At 64.0% G+C, this 21,343-nt stretch carries 16 protein-coding genes; 3 read left to right on the forward strand and 13 right to left on the reverse strand.

Annotated features, from left to right (window positions below):
- Positions 1-14: 14 nt before the first annotated feature.
- Positions 15-1,361: a nucleotide sugar dehydrogenase gene (locus ACTJKX_RS10650; protein ID WP_440725372.1), complete on the reverse strand. Its 1,347-nt coding sequence runs from the start codon at positions 1,359-1,361 to the stop codon at positions 15-17.
- A 155-nt stretch (positions 1,362-1,516) separates the two neighbouring features.
- On the opposite strand from ACTJKX_RS10650, the gene zigA reads away from it, so the two are divergent.
- Positions 1,517-2,731, forward strand: a complete 1,215-nt coding sequence (gene zigA, locus ACTJKX_RS10655; RefSeq protein WP_440725373.1) for a zinc metallochaperone GTPase ZigA — start codon at positions 1,517-1,519, stop codon at positions 2,729-2,731.
- A 61-nt stretch (positions 2,732-2,792) separates the two neighbouring features.
- Here zigA and ACTJKX_RS10660 read toward each other — a convergent pair whose 3' ends face one another.
- The 10 genes from ACTJKX_RS10660 to ACTJKX_RS10705 form a co-directional block, all read right to left on the reverse strand.
- A complete protein-coding gene (locus ACTJKX_RS10660; protein WP_394310978.1) occupies positions 2,793-4,121 on the reverse strand; it encodes a peptidoglycan-binding domain-containing protein in 1,329 nt (442 codons plus the stop codon).
- 219 nt (positions 4,122-4,340) lie between these two features.
- Positions 4,341-5,507 carry an ABC transporter permease gene (locus ACTJKX_RS10665; protein WP_311934555.1) on the reverse strand — a complete coding sequence of 389 codons (1,167 nt, stop codon included), beginning with the start codon at positions 5,505-5,507 and terminating at the stop codon, positions 4,341-4,343.
- Positions 5,508-5,514: 7 nt separating this feature from the next.
- A complete protein-coding gene (locus ACTJKX_RS10670) occupies positions 5,515-6,534 on the reverse strand; it encodes an ABC transporter permease (protein WP_367626198.1) in 1,020 nt (339 codons plus the stop codon).
- On the reverse strand, positions 6,531-8,468 hold the full coding sequence (locus ACTJKX_RS10675; protein ID WP_440725239.1) for an ABC transporter substrate-binding protein: 1,938 nt from the start codon (positions 8,466-8,468) through the stop codon (positions 6,531-6,533). Before ACTJKX_RS10675 ends, ACTJKX_RS10670 begins: the two co-directional genes overlap by 4 nt.
- The gene (locus ACTJKX_RS10680; protein WP_440725240.1) at positions 8,465-10,369 is read right to left on the reverse strand and encodes an ABC transporter ATP-binding protein; all 1,905 of its coding nucleotides are present in this window, start codon (positions 10,367-10,369) and stop codon (positions 8,465-8,467) included. Before ACTJKX_RS10680 ends, ACTJKX_RS10675 begins: the two co-directional genes overlap by 4 nt.
- 119 nt (positions 10,370-10,488) lie before the next feature.
- A complete protein-coding gene (locus ACTJKX_RS10685; RefSeq protein ID WP_440725241.1) occupies positions 10,489-12,351 on the reverse strand; it encodes a glycosyltransferase in 1,863 nt (620 codons plus the stop codon).
- Positions 12,348-13,475 carry a glycosyltransferase family 4 protein gene (locus ACTJKX_RS10690; protein WP_440725242.1) on the reverse strand — a complete coding sequence of 376 codons (1,128 nt, stop codon included), beginning with the start codon at positions 13,473-13,475 and terminating at the stop codon, positions 12,348-12,350. Before ACTJKX_RS10690 ends, ACTJKX_RS10685 begins: the two co-directional genes overlap by 4 nt.
- 134 nt (positions 13,476-13,609) lie before the next feature.
- Complete coding sequence (locus tag ACTJKX_RS10695) at positions 13,610-14,194, reverse strand: type II toxin-antitoxin system VapC family toxin (RefSeq protein WP_440725243.1); 585 nt, start codon at positions 14,192-14,194, stop codon at positions 13,610-13,612.
- Positions 14,184-14,468 carry a hypothetical protein gene (locus tag ACTJKX_RS10700; protein ID WP_311934562.1) on the reverse strand — a complete coding sequence of 95 codons (285 nt, stop codon included), beginning with the start codon at positions 14,466-14,468 and terminating at the stop codon, positions 14,184-14,186. Before ACTJKX_RS10700 ends, ACTJKX_RS10695 begins: the two co-directional genes overlap by 11 nt.
- Positions 14,469-14,531: 63 nt before the next feature.
- Entirely contained in the window at positions 14,532-16,610 is a 2,079-nt protein-coding gene (locus tag ACTJKX_RS10705) for a bifunctional rhamnulose-1-phosphate aldolase/short-chain dehydrogenase (protein WP_440725244.1), read from the reverse strand.
- A 167-nt stretch (positions 16,611-16,777) separates the two neighbouring features.
- Here ACTJKX_RS10705 and ACTJKX_RS10710 point away from each other — a divergent pair, with 167 nt between their 5' ends.
- A complete protein-coding gene (locus ACTJKX_RS10710) occupies positions 16,778-17,557 on the forward strand; it encodes a DeoR/GlpR family DNA-binding transcription regulator (protein ID WP_440725245.1) in 780 nt (259 codons plus the stop codon).
- A 154-nt stretch (positions 17,558-17,711) separates the two neighbouring features.
- Here ACTJKX_RS10710 and ACTJKX_RS10715 read toward each other — a convergent pair whose 3' ends face one another.
- Entirely contained in the window at positions 17,712-19,049 is a 1,338-nt protein-coding gene (locus ACTJKX_RS10715; protein ID WP_440725246.1) for an MFS transporter, read from the reverse strand.
- A gap of 92 nt (positions 19,050-19,141) precedes the next feature.
- A complete protein-coding gene (locus tag ACTJKX_RS10720; protein WP_367626191.1) occupies positions 19,142-20,062 on the reverse strand; it encodes a phytanoyl-CoA dioxygenase family protein in 921 nt (306 codons plus the stop codon).
- Positions 20,063-20,297: 235 nt separating this feature from the next.
- On the opposite strand from ACTJKX_RS10720, the gene ACTJKX_RS10725 reads away from it, so the two are divergent.
- Entirely contained in the window at positions 20,298-21,281 is a 984-nt protein-coding gene (locus ACTJKX_RS10725) for a LacI family DNA-binding transcriptional regulator (protein WP_311934567.1), read from the forward strand.
- Positions 21,282-21,343: the final 62 nt, after the last annotated feature.

Raw genomic sequence — 21,343 nt, forward strand, 5'->3', positions numbered from 1 at the left:
CCGCGCTCCAGGATCTACGCCTTGACCACCTTCGCCATGTCGGCGCCGGCCTTGGCGCAGGCGTTGCGGGTGTCGACCACCAGCCGTGCCGCGCTGGCAACCAGGGCATAGTCGATGCCGTCATGGTCGGTGGCGACCAGCACGGCATCGTAGCCGGCAAGCGTCGCGGCCGTCAGCGCCACCGAGCGGCGGCCGGCAAGGGCGGCATGCTCCCGCGTCTTGGGGATCACCTGGGCATGGGGGTCGTGGAAATCGGTCAGTGCCCCGCGCTCTTCCAGGATCTCGATCAGCTTGAAGGAGGCGCTCTCCCTGACGTCGTCGACATTCTTCTTGTAGGCGATGCCGATCAGCAGGACGCGGGCGCCGTTGAGGCCGCGCCTGAAGCGCTTGTCGAGGGCTTCCGCGAGGCGGTCGACGACATGGCGCGGCATGGCGGTGTTGATCTGGCCGGCCAGCTCGATGAAGCGCGTGGCGATGTCGAATTCGCGCGCCTTCCAGGTCAGATAGAAGGGGTCGATCGGGATGCAGTGTCCGCCGAGCCCCGGGCCGGGATAGAAGGGCATGTAGCCGAAAGGCTTGGTCTTGGCGGCCTCGATGATCTCCCAGACGTCGAGCCCCATGGCGTCGTAGATCACCTTCAATTCGTTGACGAGGGCGATATTCACCGAGCGGAAGATGTTCTCGGTGAGCTTGACCGCCTCCGCCGCCGCCGGCGAGGAGACCGGCACGGTGGCGCTCACGAAGGCGTCGTAAAGGGCTTTGGCCAAGGCGAGCGCATCGGTACCGTCGCCGCCGACCACCTTGGGAATGTTCTGGGTGCCGTAGACGGGATTGCCCGGATCCTCGCGCTCGGGCGAGAAGGCGAGGAAGAAATCCTGGCCGCAGACCAGGCCGTCAGCCTCCAGCGCCGGCTTCATCAATTGCTCGGTGGTGCCGGGCCAGGTCGAGGATTCCAGGATAACCAGCTGGCCGCGCCGCAGCCTGGCCGCGATCGAGGCGGTCGAGTTGGCGACATAGGACATGTCGGGCTCGCGCTGGCGCGTCAGCGGCGTCGGCACGCAGATCAGGATGGCGTCGGGCTCGTCCAGCCGGGTGAAATCCGCGGTAGCCTCGAACAGCCCCTTGGCGATGGCCTCGCGGATCGGCGCGTTAGAGATGTGCTTGATCAGCCCGTTGCCCTCGTTGAGGGCAGCCACGCGCCTGAGATCGATGTCGAAACCCAGCACTTTGAAGCCTGCGCCGGCAATGGCGATGGCGAGCGGCAGGCCGACATAGCCCAGGCCGATGATGCCGATCACGGCCTGTCGGGCTTGGATGCGGGCGAGGAGAGCGGAAGCGAGCGGGGACTGCATGTCCTGCATATCCGCCAGGGCGGGGCGGAAGGCAAGCGGGCGTTGCACGCCTGCACGGTTCGAGTGCCACCGCAACGAGCGCGATGGCTTTTGAGGTCGAAGCGGCTTGCCAAGCGGAGGAGCCATAGGTAATGTTATGTTATAACATTACCTATGGAGTCATGATGGAGATCGAAGACGAGAGGCTGCCGGTGACCGTGCTGTCGGGGTTCCTGGGGGCTGGCAAGACCACTCTCCTGAACCATGTCCTCAACAACCGGGAGGGAAGACGGGTTGCGGTGATCGTCAACGACATGAGCGAGGTCAATATCGATGCCGATCTCGTGCGCGACGGCGGCAGCGGCCTGTCGCGGACCGACGAGAAGCTGGTGGAGATGACCAATGGCTGCATCTGCTGCACCTTGCGCGACGATCTCCTCTCCGAGGTCCGCCGCCTGAGCGAGGAAGGCCGCTTCGACTATCTCCTGATCGAGGGCACCGGCATTGCCGAGCCGCTGCCGGTCGCCAGCACCTTTTCCTTTCGGGACGAGGCGGGCGAGAGCCTGTCGGACGTCGCGCGCCTCGACACCATGGTCACGGTCGTCGACGCAGCGAACCTGCTGGCCGACTACGGCTCCAACGACTTCCTGCGCGATCGCGGCGAGACGGCGGGTGCGGGGGACGAGCGCACCATCGTCGATCTCCTGGTCGAGCAGATCGAGTTTGCCGATGTCGTGGTGATCAACAAGGCCTCGCAGGTCCCGGTCGAGCGGCTCGCACTGGTGCGCAAGGTCGTGCAGGCCCTGAATGCCGATGCGCGCATCGTCGAGACGGATTTCGGCAAGGTCGCGCTGGAGGCGGTGCTCGATACCGGCCTGTTCGACGAGGAGAAGGCGCAGCGCCATCCCCTCTGGTACAAGGAACTCTACGGCTTCGCCGAGCACGTGCCCGAGACCGAGGAATATGGCATCGCCAGCTTCGTCTATCGCGCGCGGCGGCCTTTCGATCCCGACAAGTTCAACGCCTTCGTCGAGAGGACCTGGCCGGGGCTGATCCGGGCCAAGGGTCATTTCTGGCTGGCGACGCGGCCCGACTGGGTGGGCGAGTTCTCGCTGGCCGGCGCCATCGCCCGCGTGAGCGCGATGGGGCGTTGGTGGGCGGCCATCCCGCGGCGGCACTGGCCCGACCACCCCGATTGGTGGCGCATCCTCGAGCGCAACTGGGACGACGTCTGGGGTGATCGGCGCCAGGAACTGGTCTTCATCGGCACCAGCCTGGACGAGGCCGCGATCCGCAAGGCCCTGGACGATTGCCTTGTGCAGCCTGCCGGCGGGAGCCGCTTCGACCCGAAGGCCTATCGCCATCTCAGCGATCCCTTCCCGGTCTGGGAGGCCGCATGAGGCTGGCTCTTCGGGCAGCACCAAAAGCCCGGCACTACTGTAATGATTTACGGGATGGGTATTATGGCTTGAGCCGGCTGTTTGTCATGGCGCCATGGAATGTATAGTCCATGATGAGATGATGAACGTGGCCGGTCGAAGGGGGCACGGGAATTTTGTCGGCGCCCTTTGGCGCATTGGGGGCGTTGCCATCCCAGCGAGAAGGCGGAAAATGCGCCTGGGTGAGCGTGCTCGGCAGGCCCTCCTTCTGCGTATGCCTCTTGATCGTCGGACCGCCCTTGCGCGGCGAGATGTCGTTATGCCCGGTCACGATATAGGTGCTGTCGAGATCTATGGCCTCCAGATAGCTGCCGTGAGTCCAGATCCGGTTGAAGAAATTGGCATGGTAGGCGATGCCGGAGCTGAAACTGGTCGTACCGATTTCCACGTGGTCCATCGACAAGGGAAGGGCCGGCGCCTCCGCGGCCGGATTGATCATCTTGTCATGGACCACTGTCAGGATTTCATACAGCGTATCCAGCGGTCGATCCGCGAAGACGTCATTGGCCGCCGTCGGATGGTTCGCGGCCGCATTGCGCATCAGCACAATCAGGAATGGCACCTTTATTGCCGCTCCCAATTGCGGGGCCGTTATGTTGAGGTATCTCTGCGCAAGATCCTTCCAGTCCTGGCCCAAGCTGTCATAGGTCCGGTCGTCGGCGATGATGTGGGCGACGGGCTTTCCGCCTGGCTTGTCGGGATAGACCTGCACCGGGGTCGGATGGAAGAATATGTGAAGCTTGTGGGAAACGATGGTGCCATCGGGCACGCAGGCGACGACCCAGAATATCTGCCCCTTTTTTTCCACTTTGAGGGTTGCTGTTTTCGCGGTGATGGCAGGCAGATCGATCCACCGGGTCTTGCCAGTTCCGATAAAAGATCCAGGATCGATGGCTTTCCTCGAGGGTGCCGTTCCCGACGTGATCGAGCCTTGGACGGTCACGTAGATCGAAGGGTCGGTCATCGCGAAATTGAGCCTCGGATACGGCGGAGGCTCGGGGGGCTCGGGGGGGAATGGAGGAGACGGCGGGACAGGTGCCGGCCCGTTTTCCTTTGCCGCCATTTCGCTGTCCAGGCTCGCGATGGTTAATTTACCGACGATATTATCGGCCTGCGTCTGATAGGCGCGATTGATGATGTTGCGCTTCTGCTTGTAGGACAGCACGGCTGCCGCCGTCGCCGGCCCATAGATCTCGTCCCGGGCCAGCGTGGCGCCGTCGAGTTCGGTCAGGGCTTGCTGGATCTTGCCGACATGCGAGCCGTGGGAGCCGGGCACGATATGCGCGGCATCGAGTTGCGCGGCTGCTTCCAGCTTGGGATCGCCGCGAAAGAGCTTGGACTGCAAAGCCATGGGATCCCGCTCTCATCGCGGCCATAATCCAAACCCTAGCGCATCCGTCTGGGTGGAACAATTAGGATCACCGATCCGAAAAGTTTCCTGGGCATCGGTTCCATTCGAATTTCAGAGAGGGGGTGCAGGCCACGGCCCCGGAACTATGAATGGGCGGTGGGAAAGGTATGCCGGTCTGGAGACCGGCATACCAACGACCATCACCGTAATGCGCACGCCTCAATGATAGGGATCGGCCGCATCCCTGAGGCCGTCGCCGAAGAAGTTGAAGGCGAGCACGACCAGCATCACCGGGATCATCGGGATCAGCAGCCAGGGATACAGGTTGATGGCGCCGAGATTCTGGGCGGAGTTGAGCAGGACGCCCCAACTCACCACGGGTGGGCGCAGGCCGAGCCCGAGGAAGGACAGCGCCGTTTCGCCCAGGATCATCGCCGGGATCGACAGGGTGGCGCTGGCGATCAGGTGGCTCATGAAATTGGGCAGGAGGTGGCGGCCGATGATGCGGGCCCGCGAGGCTCCCATCATCTCGGCGGCATGCACGAAATCCTCGTTGCGCAGCGATTTCACCTTCGAGCGCACCGCCAGCGCCAGGCCTGGCCAGTCGAGCAGGCCGAGAATGATGGTGATGCCGAGAAAGACGATCACCGGGCTCCAATTGGCCGGCAGGGCGGCCGACAGAGCGAGCCAGAGCGGCAGTTCCGGCAGCGAGCGGAGCACCTCGATCAGGCGCATCACCAGGGCGTCGACGATGCCGCCGATATAGCCGGCAAGTCCGCCCAGGGTCAGGCCGATCGTGAAGGAGACCGCGATGCCGATCAGACCCACGGTGAGGGAGATGCGGGCGCCATAGATGATGCGCGAGAGCATGTCACGGCCGAGCCGGTCCGTCCCGAGCAGGAAGGCGGTGCCGTTTTCGGGCGGGCAGACCAGATGGAAATTGCCCTCAAACAAGCCCCACATCTTGTAGCGTTCGCCGCTGCAGAAGAAACGCAGCGCCTGGGGCTTGGTCTTGTCGACCTGGTAGATGCCCGGGAATTGCGGGCTCTCGATGTCGCGGATGGCGAAGTTCACGGGATAGACGAAGGGGCCGACGAACTGCCCGTCGTGAAACAGATGCACGCTCTGCGGCGGCGTATAGAGATAGTCGGCGTTGCGCTGGTTCAGGGAATAGGGGGCAATGACCTCCACGAAAGGCAGCGACAGATAGACCAGCGCCAGGAAGATGCCGGCAAACAAAGCCGGCCGGTTACGCCTGAACTTCCACCAGATCAGCGTGGCGGAGGATGCGCGGTAGAAGCGCTCCTCCTCGGCCGTCATCTTCTTGGCGACATAGGGGTCGAAGGGAGCCGGATTGACGTAATGGGGCGATCGCAACTCGGTCATTACAGTCCTATTTGCCGGTGCCGATACGGATGCGCGGATCGAGCACGGCGAGGGCGAGATCCGCGATGAACATGCCGACCACCGTGAGGAAGGCAACGAAGAGCAGGATGAAACCCGCCAGATACTGGTCCTGGATGCGCAGGGCCTGCACCAGGATCGGGCCGATCGTGGGCAGGCTCAGCACGATCGAAACGATGGCCGAGCCCGAGACGATGCTGGGCAGGAGATTGCCGATATCGGCCACGAAGGGATTGAGCGCGATGCGGAAGGGGTATTTCAGGAGGGCACGGCCCGGCGGCAGTCCCTTGGCCTTGGCCGTGACCGTATATTGCTTGGCGAGCTCGTCGAGCAGGTTGGCACGCAGCCGCCTTATCATGCCAGCGGTGCCGGCGAGGCCGATCACCACCACCGGCACGATCATATGGCTGAGGAAGGAGCCGAGCTTGCCGAACGACCAGGGTGCATCGGTATAGTCGGGCCCGAACATGCCGCCGATCGAAATGCCGAACCAGCGGTTGAGATAGAACAGCAGCGCGAGGGCGAGCAGAAAGCTGGGCGTCGCCAGGCCGATATAGCCCAGGAACGTCACCAGATGCGCGCCGACGGAATTGCGGCGGGTGGCCGAATAGATGGCGATCGGGATGGCGACGAGGTGGATAAAGACGATCACGGCCAGATTGAGCAGGACGGTCAGCAGCAGGGCGTCGCCCACTACCACCTTCACGGGCTGCTCATATTCGAACGACCAGCCCCAATGGCCCTGCAGCAGACCCTTGAAACCGTCGGGGCCGGGCAGCACGCCGAGCCAGGTGGCGTATTGGTGGAGCAGCGGCTTGTCGAGGCCGTATTGCGCCCGCATTGCCTCCGCCTTGGCGATGCTGGCCGCCTCGCCCTGGGCCCTGAGCTCGTTGATCTTGTTGGTCAGGAAGTCGCCGGGCGGCAGCTTGATCACGATGAAGATCAGAAGCGAGATCAGCAGCAGCGTCACCACCATGGTGGCGAAGCGGCGCAGCACGTAGCGCATCATGGCGTATTCCCCGTCACGACGATGTTGTCGTAGTAGAATTCATCGACGCGATAGACACCGATCAGTGCTGTCGGCTCCCAGGAAAACACAGCCTTCTTGGGGATGTTGCGGATGGCCTTGTTGACGACGATGGGCTTGAGCGCGCCCTGCACGGTGCCGATGCTGAACTGCTGGTCGGCATGGAGGGCGAGCATGTCGCGCCAGACGGCTGCCTGGGCGTTCAGTGTGGTTGCATTCATCCACTGTTCCCACAGGGACATCAACTCGACCGCTTCGGGCATGTCGGGTTTTTCACCCGCCATGCCGCCAGTTTCGGCATATTGGCCCCATTTGGGCCAGGAGTAATTGTCCTGGCGCAACGGAGCCAGGCCGTTGGGCGGCATCAGCGCGGTCGGGATGGCGTTCTCCAGGCCTTCGCTCGCCACCATCAGGGTGACGCCCGAGAAGGAACGCTTGGCAAGGTCGTTGCTGTCCTCGGCCTTCACCACCACCTTGAGACCGACATCCTGCCAGAATTCGCTGGTGATCTCGAGCGCATCGGCGATGTCGCGCGCGGTGCCGGCGACCTCGACGATCAGTTCCGCTTCCCGCCCGTCCGGCAGCAGGCGGAAACCGGCGGCGTTGCGCTTGTTGAGGCCGGCCTCGTCCAGCAGCTTCTTGGCGAGCGCGGGGTCATAGGTGGCCCAGCGCTTGCGGTCGTCCTCGCTGTAGAGGGCGCTTTCCGGCATCACGGTGTTGTTGCCCTCGATGCCGAGCCGGAACCATAGGGAATTGTTGAGCGTGTGCCGGTCGATCGCCAGCGACAGGGCGCGGCGGAAGCGCACGTCCCGCATCACGGCGCGCCAGACCGGGTCGTTGCAGGTGAGGTTGGGAAACAAGGCGAAGGCCGAGCCGCGTGCAATCGGCCAGGCCAGCGTGCGATAGGCGTGGCTGGCCTCACCTTCCTTGAGCGTGGGAATGTCGCTGGTGCTCAGTCCCCAGGCCAGCAGATCGACCTCGCCCGCATTGGCCTTGGCGGCGAACAGGCCGCCGGACGAGATCGAGACCACGATGCGGTCGATATAGGGAAGCTGCCGCCCGCGAGGGTCGACCCGGTGGAAATAGGGATTGCGCTCGAACACATATTGCTGGGCCGGCGCCTTGGTCACCACATGCCAGGGATCGAGCGTCGGCATGTCCGGATTGGAGTTCTCATAGGGATCGTCGAGCTTGTTATAGAGCGCTGCCCAGGACATCATCTGCCGGTCCGCGGCCATCTGGGCGAGCTTGTCCGCATCCCCATATTTCTTGTGGAACTGCTTGAGATAGTGAGCCGGCGAATAGATCCAGATCGGTCGTGGTCCCGCCAGCGACGGCAGGAAGCCCGGATTGGGCTTGGACCAGCTGTAGCGGATATGGGTGGCGTCGAGCACCTCCACCTTCGGCTTCTCGCCGTCGACCAGCATGAAGGCAGGCGGGCCGGTGGGATTGAGCTTCGAATTGAGGGCGACATCCTCCCAGTAGAAGCGGAAATCCTCGGTGGTGAAGGGGGCGCCGTCCGACCAGCGGTGGCCTTCGCGCAAGGTGAAGGTGAAGACCTTGTCGTCCTGGCTGTCGACGGCCTGCAGGATGTCCGGCTCGAGGTTGAGATGCTCGTCATAGCCGACGAGGCGGGTATAGCCGATGACGTTGATGTAGCGCAGGTCCCGGGCTTTGGATGCCAGGGTGCGGATCTCGCCGCCATAATCACCCAGGCTGCGGTTGCGGGCCAGCATGTCGGCCACCAGCGGCACCTTCGGCATGCGATCGAGCAGCGGCGGCAACTCGCCGCTGGCGATCTTGGCGACCAGGGAAGGCGGTTCGGCGGGAGCCGGCGGCGGATCCGCGATGGCAGGACCCGCCAGGAAGAAGGAGAGGCCGAGAGCGGCTGCAATGTGCTTGAGGATGGTGTTCACGCCGCTTCTCCCCTGCGCTGGTCGGCCGCGTCGGCGCCGAGGCGGACGAAATGGCGGGGCTCCACCTCCACCATGATGGGCGGCGGGGCGTTCGGAAGGATGGCGAAGGGGGCCGGCCATTTCTCGGGCTGGGAGGCATTGCCGGTCTTCAGCTTGGCGAAGTCGAGCGGGTTGGCGAGGTCGACGTCCGGAATGGCCTGCAGCAGGGCCTTGGTATAGGGATGCTGGGGCGAACGGAACAGCACCTCGCGCGGTGCCTGTTCCACGATATGGCCGCGGCACATCACGGCGATGTCGCGGGCCATGTATTCGACCACCGCCAGGTTGTGGGACACGAACAGATAGGAGACGCCGAGCGCGGCCTGCAGGTCCTTGAGCAGATTGAGGATCTGGGCCTGGACCGAGACGTCGAGGGCCGAGGTCGGCTCGTCGCACAGGATCACCTTGGGCTCCAGCGCCAAGGCGCGGGCAAGGCCGATGCGCTGGCGCTGGCCGCCCGAGAAGGAATGCGGGTAGCGACGCATATATTGCGGTTCGAGCCCGACCAGTTCGAGCAGGGACTTGACCCGCTCATGCCGTTCGTCGGCGGTACCGATGCTGTGGATCCGCAGGGGTTCGGACAGGATGTCGAACACCGTCATGCGTGGATTGAGGCTGGAGAACGGGTCCTGGAACACGAATTGGACCGAGCGGCGATAGGCCTTGAGCGCCTCGCCTTCCAGCGTGAACACGTCACGCGGGCCGCTGCCGTCGTCGAAGCGGACCTCGCCGCTGTCCGGTGCGCTGCCGGGTGCGCGCATGATCATGCGCGACAGGGTGGTCTTGCCCGAGCCGGATTCGCCGACGAGGCCCAAGGTGGTGCCGCGTTCGAGCGAGAGCGAGACATTGGTCAGAGCCTGGATCGTCTCCGCACGGCCCGACCACATGCCCGATCGCATCGTGAAGATCTTGGAGACATTCTCGACCTGGAGGACCGGGCCGCTGCCCGCAGTGGCCGGAGCAGGTGCGGCGGCCCCGCGCGGCGGCACGGCGATTTCCCGCAGGGGCTTCAGCCTTTCGCCCGGCTTCATGTTGAAATGAGGCACGGCCCGCATCAGGGCCTTGAGGTAGTCGTGCTCCGGATGCTGGAAGATGGCATCGCGGCCGCCGAGTTCCATCACCTCGCCGCGATACATCACCACGACCTCGTCGGCCATGTTGGCGACCACGCCGAGATCATGGGTGATGAAGATCACCGCCATGCTCTGGTTCACGGCGCTCTTGGCGTCCTGGATTTCCTTGATGAGGGCGAGGATCTGCGCCTGGGTGGTGACGTCGAGCGCGGTGGTCGGCTCATCCGCGACCAGCAGGGCCGGCCGGCAGATCAGCGCCATGGCGATCATGGCGCGCTGGCGCATGCCGCCCGACAGCTCGAAGGGATAGGTGGTGAGCATGCGCTTGGGATTGCGGAAATGGATCTTGGCGAAGAGATCGAGCGCCCGCTCATTCGCCTCGCGCCGGGAGCAGCCCGTATGCACGATCAGCGCCTCGGTGACCTGGTCCCCGATGGTGTGCACCGGCGACAGCGAGGTCATCGGCTCCTGGAAGATCATGGCGATACGCCCACCCCGGATGGCGCGCATTTCGGGCCCGTTCGGATTGAGCTTGACGAGATCCGTCGTCGTGCCAGTGGCAGGATCGCGAAACAGGCAGCTGCCGCCGGTGACCCGCGCCGTCTTGGAAAGCAGGCCCATGATGGCCTGGGCCGTCACCGACTTACCGGATCCGGACTCGCCCACCACCGCCAGCGTCTGCCCTTCGAAGACGTCGAAAGACACGTTCTTCACCGCATGGACCAGGCCGGTGTCGCCCTGGAAGTCTACGCTGAGGTCGCGCACGCTCAGCAACGGCTGGTTGATCATCCCCGCTCCGCAGTCTCTCCGATGCCCGTTTTCCGGTGCTTGTCGGTTGCCAGACTATTCCCACGCGCAATCGCGCGCCACTGCTATCTGGCGTGTGTATCGTTTTTCGATCCAGCGTTTCATGCAAATAACGCATGTGCCGGCAGGAAACGTATATTCGCGTGATTCTTGAGCCTCTCGAACAACCGTTCCAGAAAGCTCCAAATCCAGGCATCGTGTACGAGGTGATGCGTGAGTATGCCCAAGGGTTCGTCATGTTCAAGGGCATTGATGAACTGTGACAATACCTGAATAGACTCCACGAGGCCGCCACCTTGTTTCCAGGCGATCGGATCGATGTGAATATTGATGGCGGTAAGATCATGCAGCCGAGCGGCAGGCCGTGGGCCGGCGACGGACAGGCCGCGAAAGCCGAGAGCGGCGAGACCGCCGATCAGTGCCGGATCGATCCGGTTCCAGGGCGGCACCAGGACGGGCAGGCAGCGTGCGCCGAAGCGGGAGCGCAACGTCGAGAGGCCCTGGCCGAGCTCCGCCAGTATCTCAGCGGCAGGGCGATGGCCGAGTTCCTGCTTCTTGGCGCCGGGCGGGGCGTGATTGGCATGGGCATAGCCATGCACGAGAATGTCGACCTGCCATTCTTCGGCGATCGCCTCGGCCAGGCTCGGCAAGACGGCGGCGGGGATGACGGCCAGCGAAAGCGGCAGGTCGTGGCGATGCGCCAGGGCAAGCAGGCGGTCGAGCGCCGGCGTGGCGGCTACCGCATCATCGTCGCGCCACCACAGGCGGACTTCGCGGCGGGCGGCCAGGGCCTCGTCGAGACGGGTCCAGGCCCCAGCCAGGTCTTCGGCCCGCTGCGCTGCCGCTTCCACGGCCCTGACGCTGCCGGCGATGCCGTCCAGCGCAAGGACCGGTGCTTCGCCCGGTGGACGCGCCAGGGCCGTTTCGACGGCTGCCGCCAGGGTGGGGCCGGAGAGATCGGCCTCGCGGACGATGCCGGCGAGGCCGAGGGCGTGGAAGCACTCGGCGCGCAGGCGCTGTTCGGCTTCCTTGCCCTGCTCGAAGGGGACGACCACCGCCGGCATGCCCGCAAGGGCGAGGTCGATCATGGTGTTGTAGCCCGCCTGGCTCACCGAGGCGGCGGCGCCCGCCAGCAAGGCGGGAAAGTCCGGCCTGGCCCGCTCGACGGTGACCTGGGGGCCGGCACTGGCCATGAGTGCCTCGAAATCAGCAGCCGCGACACCGTGCCCGACCAGCAGGCGCCAGTGCGTGGGTGTGTCGGCAAGCGCTGCAGCCTGAATGGCGGCGCGGTAGAGCGGCAGGCTGGCCGCACTGCCACCGCCCGAAACCAGAATTTCGCCTGAGGACGCGGCCTCGACGGGTGTGGCCGTGTCGGCGATGTAGCCGGTATAGGTCAGGATGCGCTCCAGCCCAGGGCTGGTCGGCCAAGAGGCCGAAAGCGGCGTGACCACGGCATCGCCATGCACCAGGACGCCGTCATAGAAGCGCGCGAGGACGGCCTCCGCCTCCTCCGCCCGGCTCGGCTTGGCCGGCGGGTTGAGGATGTCGCGGATGGAAGCGAGGATGGCCACCGGCCTGGCTCGATTGCGCGCGGCCTCGACCAAAGTACGGAATTCGGTGGCGAGCTGGCGCCGGCCGAAAGGGTAGGTTTCGGTCACGACCACGTCGGGGTCCGCGGAGGCGAGGGCAGCCAGAATGGCATCGATGCGGGCCTGGCGGACGTCCTCGCCGATTTCACGGCCATCGGAGCCGAGCAGCGTGCGGAAATCGACGCCGACGCAATGCACGGGCGGCAATTGCACAAAGGATGCCCCCTCGACCCGGATCAGGGGAACTGGCCGGCCGCCGCTGACCAGGGTGACGCGATGGCCGGCCGCGACCAGACCGCGCGCCAGGGCGGCTGCACGGGCGAGATGGCCGACGCCGAGCAGGTGGGTGACGAGGATGAGGACGGAGCGGCTCATGCGGCGGGCTTTTCCGGTTGGATCAGGGGCAGCAGGGCCTCGCGCAGGCGGCGGGAGGCGGAGGCGAGCGAGCGTTCCTGCCGGGCGAAGGCGAGGGCCTGGCCGGAAAGGCGCTGCAGCAGGGCAGTGTCGCGCATCAGACCGGCGAGGGAGTGGCCGAAATCGGCGGCGTCACCGGGCCTGGCCAGCAGGCCGGTCTGCCCGTCCAGTACTACCGAGCCGACGCCACCGAACTTGCCGGCGACGGAGGGGCAGCCCTGCAGCGCCGCCTCCAGGAAGACCATGCCGAAGGCCTCGTTCACCGCCGGCCAGGCGACAAGATCGGCCTGCGCATAGAAACCGGCCAGCCCGGCACGATCGTCGATGCGGCCATGCAGGGTGACGCATTGGCCGAAGGGGGCGAACAGCGCCTCGACCTTGGCCTGGGCCGGACCATCGCCGACGATGTCGAGATGCCAGGAAAGGTCGCCATCGAGCCCGGCCAGAGCAGCCGCCAGAATCTCGTAGGACGCCAGCTTGTCGGGTTCGCGCATCATGGCGACGGTGAGAAGGCGGCAGGCAGACGACGGCGCGCCGGGTTCGGGGCGGTCTCGTTCCATGAGCGGCCAGCCGGCGGCATCGATGAAGGGCGGCAGGTCGACAAGGGCCTGGCCGACAGGCCTTGCCGCCTCCAGCATGGCCCGGTCGTTCGGATTGAGGATGAAAATGAGCGAGGCTGCGTCGAGGGCAGCTTCCGCCTGCGCATGACCCTTTGACCAGGCACCTTGGGCGCGCTTGGGCGCCCGTGACCCCTCGGCGATGACATAGGGAATGCCAAGGGCCCGGGTGATCGCCGGGCCGATAAGGTCCGGCGCCTTGTAATAGACGTGATAGGTGAACCACAGGGCCGGGCGTTCCTGTGGCTGCTCGCGATAGAGAGCAAGCAGGCGGGCCACCTCCGCCTGTGCCGGTTCTGAAAAATCCCGCCCGCCGGCGGGATCCGCCGTCCGCAGCGTCGAGGCGATGCCGGTCTCGAAACCGGCACCCTGCAGCGCGGCAAGAAAAAGGCGCGCCGTTTCCCGATCCCCCGACGGCACCGGGTGATCGGCTGGTTTGAGCGGGGCGTGGAAGGCGATCCGGGCCATGGGAAGCGGTGAACTGCTTGAGCGCTGCGGGAGGCCGTTCCCGCGGATGGAACAGACCCCTCCGCTTAGCCCGCGAATGTTGGCTGCACAATCCCCTGCCTCCTCCCGTGGGCTGGTGCCGGGACTATCGTTTGTCAGCGCTTTGGCGTGGTCGCAGTCTTCTCGTAGAAGAGTACCCGGTCGGCCGGCAGGAGCTGATCGAAATAATCGAAATCCCGAATATTGCTGGTGAGCACAGTCCAGCCATTCTCCACAGCCTGCAGATAGAGGGCTGCATCGTTGAGGAGAGATTGGTTCGCGCGATTGTCGACGCCAGACAAGCGGGCCACCAGGCCGGCCAGCATGCCTGCTTCACCGATTGCCGTATGGGAAGGGGACGAAAGTCGGTGACCCGGAATGCCCTCGATCGTGTACCGTATTTCGCGCAGGACGTTCCTGGTCGCCGGGTGCTTCGGGTCGAGGCGGCCGAACAGATGCGTCAATTCAGCCAAGCAGATCGTGGAGTGATTGATGATCCGCGCAGAAAGCAGATCGTCGACGCTCGCTGGTGTATGGCCTTGCAGTATGTCGATATAAACGCAACTGTCGATCAGCAATTCGGTGCCGGCCGAAATCGGTGTCATGACGCTCGGCAGGTCGGCAAGGGGCCGTCGCCGGATCGTACCGGCGACACGTTGGGGTTTGACGCGCCGAAGTGCGCGCGCCAGCTCAAAATTCAAGGTCGATGTCTTTCTCGATCCGACCCTTGCGGCGGACGAGCTTAGCCCCGAAATCATCCTCGAGCGCGACCCTGGCCAGGGCGTATTCCAACAGTTCAGTGTCGGATGCGATTCCCGATTTCTCCTTGGCCGCCGCCACGAGATCACGCTGCACCCGCCCGCCGATCCGGCCATTTTCGCCGCCGAGCAGCCCAAGCCGGCGCGCCGTATCAATCACCGACTGCCGCCTCGGGTTCTGGGGAAGTGTCGGGCTTTGATGGGACGATTTCAGCATTGGTGGCTCCTCGTTAGACAAAATAACAATTCTGTCTAACGAGTTCAATTGCAACCTGGCATCTTAGCGCGTGAAGCTCACCACATTGCCGGCATCGACGTTGAGGAAATTGCCGGTGGACTTAGCCGAGAGGTCCGAGGCGAAGAAGTAGACGGCCTCGGCAATGTCCTCGGGATAGACGGAGCGCTGCAGCAAGGAGCGCTTGCGGTAGAACTCCTCCAGGTCGTCCTCGCCGATCTTGTTGGAGGCGGCACGCTGCTGGCGCCATTCGCCCTGCCAGATCTTGGAGCCGCGCAGCACAGCGTCGGGGTTGACGACGTTGACGCGGATGCCGTGCGGCGCCCCTTCCAGGGCCATGCAGCGGGCGAGATGGATTTCCGCAGCCTTGGCGGTGCAATAGGCCGAGGCACCAGCCGAGGCGGAGACGCCGTTCTTGGAGGCGATGAACACCAGGGAGCCGCCATTGCCCTCGTTCTTCATCAGGCGATAGCCCTCGCGTGCCACCAGGAAATAGCCGGTAGCGAGGATGGAAATGTTGCGGTTCCACAGTTCCAGCGTGGTGTCCTCGACCGCAGCGGCCGAGGAGATGCCGGCATTGTTGACCACGATGTCGATGCCGCCATAGCTGCGCGCGGTTTCCTCGAAGGCAGCGATCACGCTGGCCTCGTCGGTGACGTCCATCGCGATGCCACGCACCCTGTCCTTGCCGAACAGCTTGCCGAAATCGGCGACGGCCGCGTCGAGAGAGGCCTGGTCGATATCGGCCAGCACGGCATTGGCGCCTTCCTGCATCAGGCGGGCGGCGATCGCCCGGCCGATGCCGCCGGCGCCGCCGGTGACCAAAGCGGTGCGCCCGGCCAGGCCCTTGGGCTTGGGCATGCGCTGGAGCTTGGCCTCCTCGAGCAGCCAGTATTCGATGTTGAAGGCTTCCTGCTCGGGCAGGCCGACATAGGTGTCGACGCCGCTAGCCCCGCGCATCACATTGATGGCGTTGACATAGAATTCGGCGGCGATGCGGGCCGTCGCCTTGTCGGCGGCGAAGGAGAGCATGCCCACGCCCGGCACCAGGTATATCACGGCATTGGGATCGCGCATGGCCGGGGAATCGGCATGCTTGCAGCGCGCGTAATAGGCGGCGTAGTCGGCACGATAGGCTTCGATCAGGCCGTCGAGCGAAGCGATGGTGGCCTCGATGTCGCCGGCGAAGGGGATCACCAGCGGGCGGATTTTGGTGCGCAGGAAATGGTCGGGGCAGGAGGTGCCGAGCGGCGCGAGCTTGTCGAGCGCGTTCGAATTGACGAATTCCAGTACTTCGGGCGCATCGGTGAAATGGCCAGACTTGGCCTGGGCCTTGCCGATGCGGCCGCGGATTTCAGGCATCAGGCGGGTGGCGATGGCGGCCCGCTCGGCAGCGGGCAGGGACGTGGTCTTGCTGCCCTCGAAGGCCGGCTTGCTTGCCTTGGCTTCAAGCCAGTCGGCTGCCTTCTGGATGATGCGCAAGGTGAGCTGGTAGCAGGCCTTGGCATCGTCATCCCAGGTGAACAGGCCATGTCCGCCGAGCACCACGCCGGTGAGGTGGGGATTCTCCGTGGCCAGTTTGGAGAGCTTGAGGCCGAGGTCGAAGCCGGGCCGCTGCCAGGGTAGGAAGCCGATCTCGCCGCCGAAGATCTCCTGCGTCAGCTTCTCGGCGTTCCTAGAGGCGGCGATGGCGATCACGGCGTCGGGATGGACATGGTCGACATGGATCTTCGGCACGAAGGCGTGCAGCGGCGTGTCGATGGAGGCCGCCCGCGGATTGAGGTCGAAGGTGCAGTGCGGCAGGTAGCCGACCATCTCGTCCTCATGCGTCAGGCCGCGATAGAGCCCCTTCAGCGCTTCGAGCTTGTCGAGATAGAGGGTCGAGAAGCCGTCGAGCTTCATCGAGCCGATGTCGCCTCCCGAGCCCTTGACCCAGAGCACGGTGACCTCCTGGCGCGTCAGCGGATCGGTCGCCTTGACCTTGGCCGAGGTGTTGCCGCCGCCGAAATTGGTGATGCGCAGGTCCGAACCCAGCAGATTGGAGCGATAGAGCAGCTTGCCTGGTTCATCGAGGGAATTTGCGACGGCGTCGTCCCAGAGGTCTGCGAGTCGTGCGGAGGCCATGGCATGCGTTTCCTGTGTCATTGTTGCTAGACCTTATGAATGCTGTCGCTCATGGTCAATCATTATCGCTCATACGATGCGTAAAATTTGTCGTGCAGTGCAACAAATCGCTCATATCATTGACATGAATGAGCGGATGGACGAGGTTGTGAGCGAATGGAGGGGGCATGCACGAACAGGAACGCTGGCAGGCCATCGTCAGGCTTGTGCAGGAACGCTCGGTGATCTCGGCGCGGGAGCTTGCTGCCGTCACCCGGGCCTCGCCTGCAACCATCCGCCGCGACCTTACCCATCTTGCCGCCCAGGGCATGGTCCGGCGCATGCATGGCGGTGTCCGCGCGCTGGCCTTGCCGGAAGGAGCCAAGCTCGAGGCGCGGCGCCTCGGTGTCAGCCAGGCGCTCAATGCCGAGCGAAAGCGAGCGATCGCCGAACAGGCGGCGGCCCTGTGCCGCGACGGCGAATCCATCATCATCAATGGCGGGTCGACCACCTTCCACATGGTCGAATTCCTGCGGGCCTCGCGCCTGCAGATCTTGACCAATTCCTTCCCGATCGCCGCGGCGCTGATGCAGGAGAGCGACAATCGCATCATCCTGCCGGGCGGCGAGATCTATCGCGACCAGAGCCTGATCCTCTCGCCCTTCGACGAGGATTCGATCCAGCACTATACGGCCTCGAAGATGTTCATGAGCGCGGCCTCGATCGGCCCACTCGGCCTGATCGAGAGCGATCCGCTGATCGCACGGGCCGAAGCCAAGCTGCTCAATCGCGCCGCCGATCTCATCGTCCTGGCGGATTCCTCGAAATTCGAGCCGCGCGGCTCGATGGCGGTGGCGCCGCTTTCACGCATCCGCCGGCTGATCACCGATGACGGCATTCCGCCCGCGGCGCACGACATGCTGGCGGAGGCCGGCGTCGAGGTCGAGGTGGTCAGTGTGGCAGGTTGACGACGAGTCTCCCGGTGAAATTCCTATCGGCTCGGTCTGCTGATCGAGGCTGCCAAACGAGCCACTTCGGGTGCCTTCTCGCAACAAGGCTTGTGATGCCGAGTTCGCGCTTGCGAACCCGGACCTTTGTCATTCTTCTTGTTCCTATTCCTTGCTACGCTACTTGCGCCCGCGCCCGCAAAGTTGTGGCGTCGCTCTCAAGCTGGTCGACTGCGATATCGTCGCGATAGGTTTCCGGACCCATCCATACGGCATAGGCCGTGCAGAGGCCGAGGAAGATGGAGTAAAGCGCCACCGGCCAAGACGAGCCTGAAGCCCACGACACCATCAAGGTCGCCAATGCGGGGGCAGGGCCGCCGGCAAGAAGGGACCCGAGTTCGCGCGCGAAAGCGAAGCCCGAGAAGCGGCGTGCCGGTCCGAAGAGTTCGGAGAAATAGGCAGCCTGAACGCCGAACATCATACCGACCGCTATCTGCGCCAGCCAGAACGCGGCGATCGAAGCAAGGAACGATTTCGACTCGAGCAGCCAGAAAAATGGAAACGCGATGAGACATCCAAACAACGCGCCAGCGATGTAGACGGGCCGTCGGCCGATGCGATCTGAGAGTGCCGCAAAGCCGATCACGCAGGCTACCTGCACGACATAGCTGGTCATCAACACGAACAAGGATTGATCCTTGGGGAACTCGAGCGTGTTCACCGCGTAGCTAAGTCCGAATACGGGGAACAGATAGCCAAAGCCGTTCTCGGCAAGACGCGCCCCGAGGACGACGAAGAAGTTGCGCGGCTGCTTCGTCAGCGACTCGATGATAGGATTTTTCGACTTCTTTTCCGGCTCGGCGGCTATCTTCTCGAACACCGGTGTTTCATCGATACGGTAGCGCACGAACAAGCCGAACGCGATGATAACGATGCTGGCCAGGAATGGCAGGCGCCAGCCCCAGTCCATGAATTGCTCTTGCGGCAGTTGCGAGACGAGCCAGAACGCGCTCGATGCCAACATCATCCCGATGCCGACTCCGGCGGGTGCGAACGAGCACCAGAAGCCGCGCTTGCCGATTGGCGCGTATTCGGCGAGCAGGATCACGGCGCCCGTATACTCGGCACCCGCGCCGAAACCCTGCATCAGACGCATGGTGACAAGAAGGATGGGCGCCCAGATGCCGATCTGTTCGTAAGTCGGCAGCAGACCGATGAGGACTGTGCCGATGCCGACTATCATCAGAGTGATCAGCAGCACCGGCTTGCGGCCGATGCGGTCGCCGAGATAACCGAAGAATAAGCCGCCGAAGGGGCGGGCGATGAAGCCGACGCCGAAGGTTGCGAGGGCGATCAGCGTGCCCTTGCCACCGAAATCAGCGAAAAATAGCTTGCCGAACACGAGTCCGGCGGCCGTCGCATAGATGAAGAAGTCGTACCATTCGAGTGCAGAGCCGACGCAGGACGCGACGATGACCTTGCGCGGATGCATTTCCGCCGCAGCTTTTGGCATGGAGTATCCTCCCCGGAGGCATTTGTTTTGTATCGAATGACCGGCGCCTCGTTGGACGCCGGCTGCGCTTTCCGCACAAAGACACGGCACGCTTATGCTGCGCGCTCGGCCTTCTGGTCCGCCTTGGCGAAGGCGCTGACCGCGCCCGCGCTCTTCTGGGTCTTGAAGATCGACGACGCGTCCGGCGCCGGCGGCAACGGCAGGAGGACAGGTACGTCTTTCAGGCGCGGACGCATGGTCTGCTCGCCGAAGATCATCCGGCTTTGTACCGCGTCATAGACCTGGCGCTGATTCATGTTGAGGAAGGCGCCGGCGCCCCCCGCGAGTGGCCAGGCATCGGCCGCGCACATCTCATAGAAGCAGATGAGGCGCGCCCGATCCGACACGTTCGGCGCGGACCCATGCAATGTACGGCAATGATGGACCGTCATCGAACCGGCCTTGCCTGTCAGCGTGATGATCTTGTCCTTCTCGAACAGAGGATCGCTCGGATCGATTGCGCCGGCGAATACGCCGTTGACGAAGTGGCTGAGTACCGGGCCCTTGTGCGTGCCCGGTATGACGAGCAAGGGGCCGCTTTCTTCCTTGACGTCCTCGAGCATGAGGCCGATTGCCAGCACGTCGTCATTGGTGTGCGGATAGAACGCCCAGTCCTGGTGCCATTCGACGGCGGCCCCGCCGCCCGGTGCCTTCGTATTGAGCTTCGAGGTCTGCAGGCGCACGGCCGGACCAAGAAGAGCTTCCAGAACCGAGCGGAATTTGCTGGATTTCAAGATGTCCCAGAATGCGGGCATCTGCATGTGCGGCATCTTGATGCGCGTCAACTTCGGATTGTCTTTCGAGTGCCCCTCATCGAGGTCGAACACCTCGTCGCTTGCCGACACGGCCCGCGATTGGTCGATCTTCTCATAGGTCAGGCGTCGCAGCTCTTCGAGTTCCTCACCCGTTACGACATCCTCGACAAGAATGTAGCCATCGTCGTGATAGGCCTGGATTTGGGCTTCGCTGAGCATTTTTCCTCCTTGCGGCACGGCGTTTCTTCCTCGAAGGGAGTGCCTGTTTGCGCAATCATGTTTGCGCAAACATGTTTGCGGTAACATAATCTTGAGTCAAGCGCGTTGAGTTGTGAGAGGAAAAATAATACGAGGCGGAGTCGGTCTTTGCGCGGTGATGCGCCGAAGCGGATAAAGTGAACGAAGGCGCATGGCAGCCCCCAAATCACAGCCCAACACAGAACGCAGGCTCCGCATGGACGATGTGGCGCAACGCGCCGGTGTTTCGCAGATGACCGTTTCGCGTGCGCTACGCACGCCTGAACTTGTCGCGGCGACAACGCGTGCCCGCATCGAAGCGGCGATGGCCGAACTGGACTATGTGCCAGACCTCCTGGCCGGCAGTCTTGCCGCACGGCGTAGCGGCTTGATCGCCGCGGTGGTCTCGACGTTCGAGAACGCGATTTTCTCACAGACCATTGCGGGCCTCACGCGCTGCGCCGAAGCGGCGGGCTTTTCCATTCTGCTCGGCTCGTCGGATTATTCGGCGACCGACGAGGAGCATTTGCTGCGCGCGATCCTCGGCCGTCGTCCCGATGGAGTCGTGCTGACCGGCACGCTGCATACCCCCCGCGCACGCCGCCTGCTGAGCACAGCCGGCGTGCCCGTCGTCGAGACCTGGGAACTGCCGGCCGAGCCGGTCGACATGGCGGTCGGTTTCGACAATCCGGCTGCCGGTCGCGCAATGACGATGGCGCTGCATGGCTATGGCTATCGACGCATCGCTTTCATCGGTCCTGGCGACGAGAAGGATCGGCGCGGCCTGCAGCGACGCGAGGGCTATCGCAGTGCATTGGCGGCCCTGGGTATAGCGCCACGTGAAATTACCGTTGCCGCTGTGGTTGCCGGCATGGAAAGCGGTCCAGCGCTCCTCGATCAGTTGCTGGCTGGTTTTCCCGATACCGATGCCGTGTTTTGCTCCCTCGATGCCATTGCTGCCGGTGTGCTATTGGCCGCGCAGCGGCGCGGCATCGAGACACCAGGAGCGCTCGCCGTCGCCGGCTTTGGTGATTTCTCGATCGCTCAACCAAGTGGCCTTGATCTCACCACGATACGCATCGCTGGGCGTGACATTGGAACACGCGCCGGCGAATTGGTGCTGGCGCGCATACGCAAAGAGACGATTCCCGTACAGATCGTCGATATCGGTTTTGAAGTGGTGCGCCGCAGTTCGGCGTAGCGGCGATTACCAAACGCTGGCGGTGCGGCGGGGATGCTCTTCGTTGGTCAAAAGGCAATCGC

It is taken from the genome of Labrys sp. 22185 (assembly GCF_052045555.1).
GTDB lineage: Bacteria > Pseudomonadota > Alphaproteobacteria > Rhizobiales > Labraceae > Labrys > Labrys neptuniae.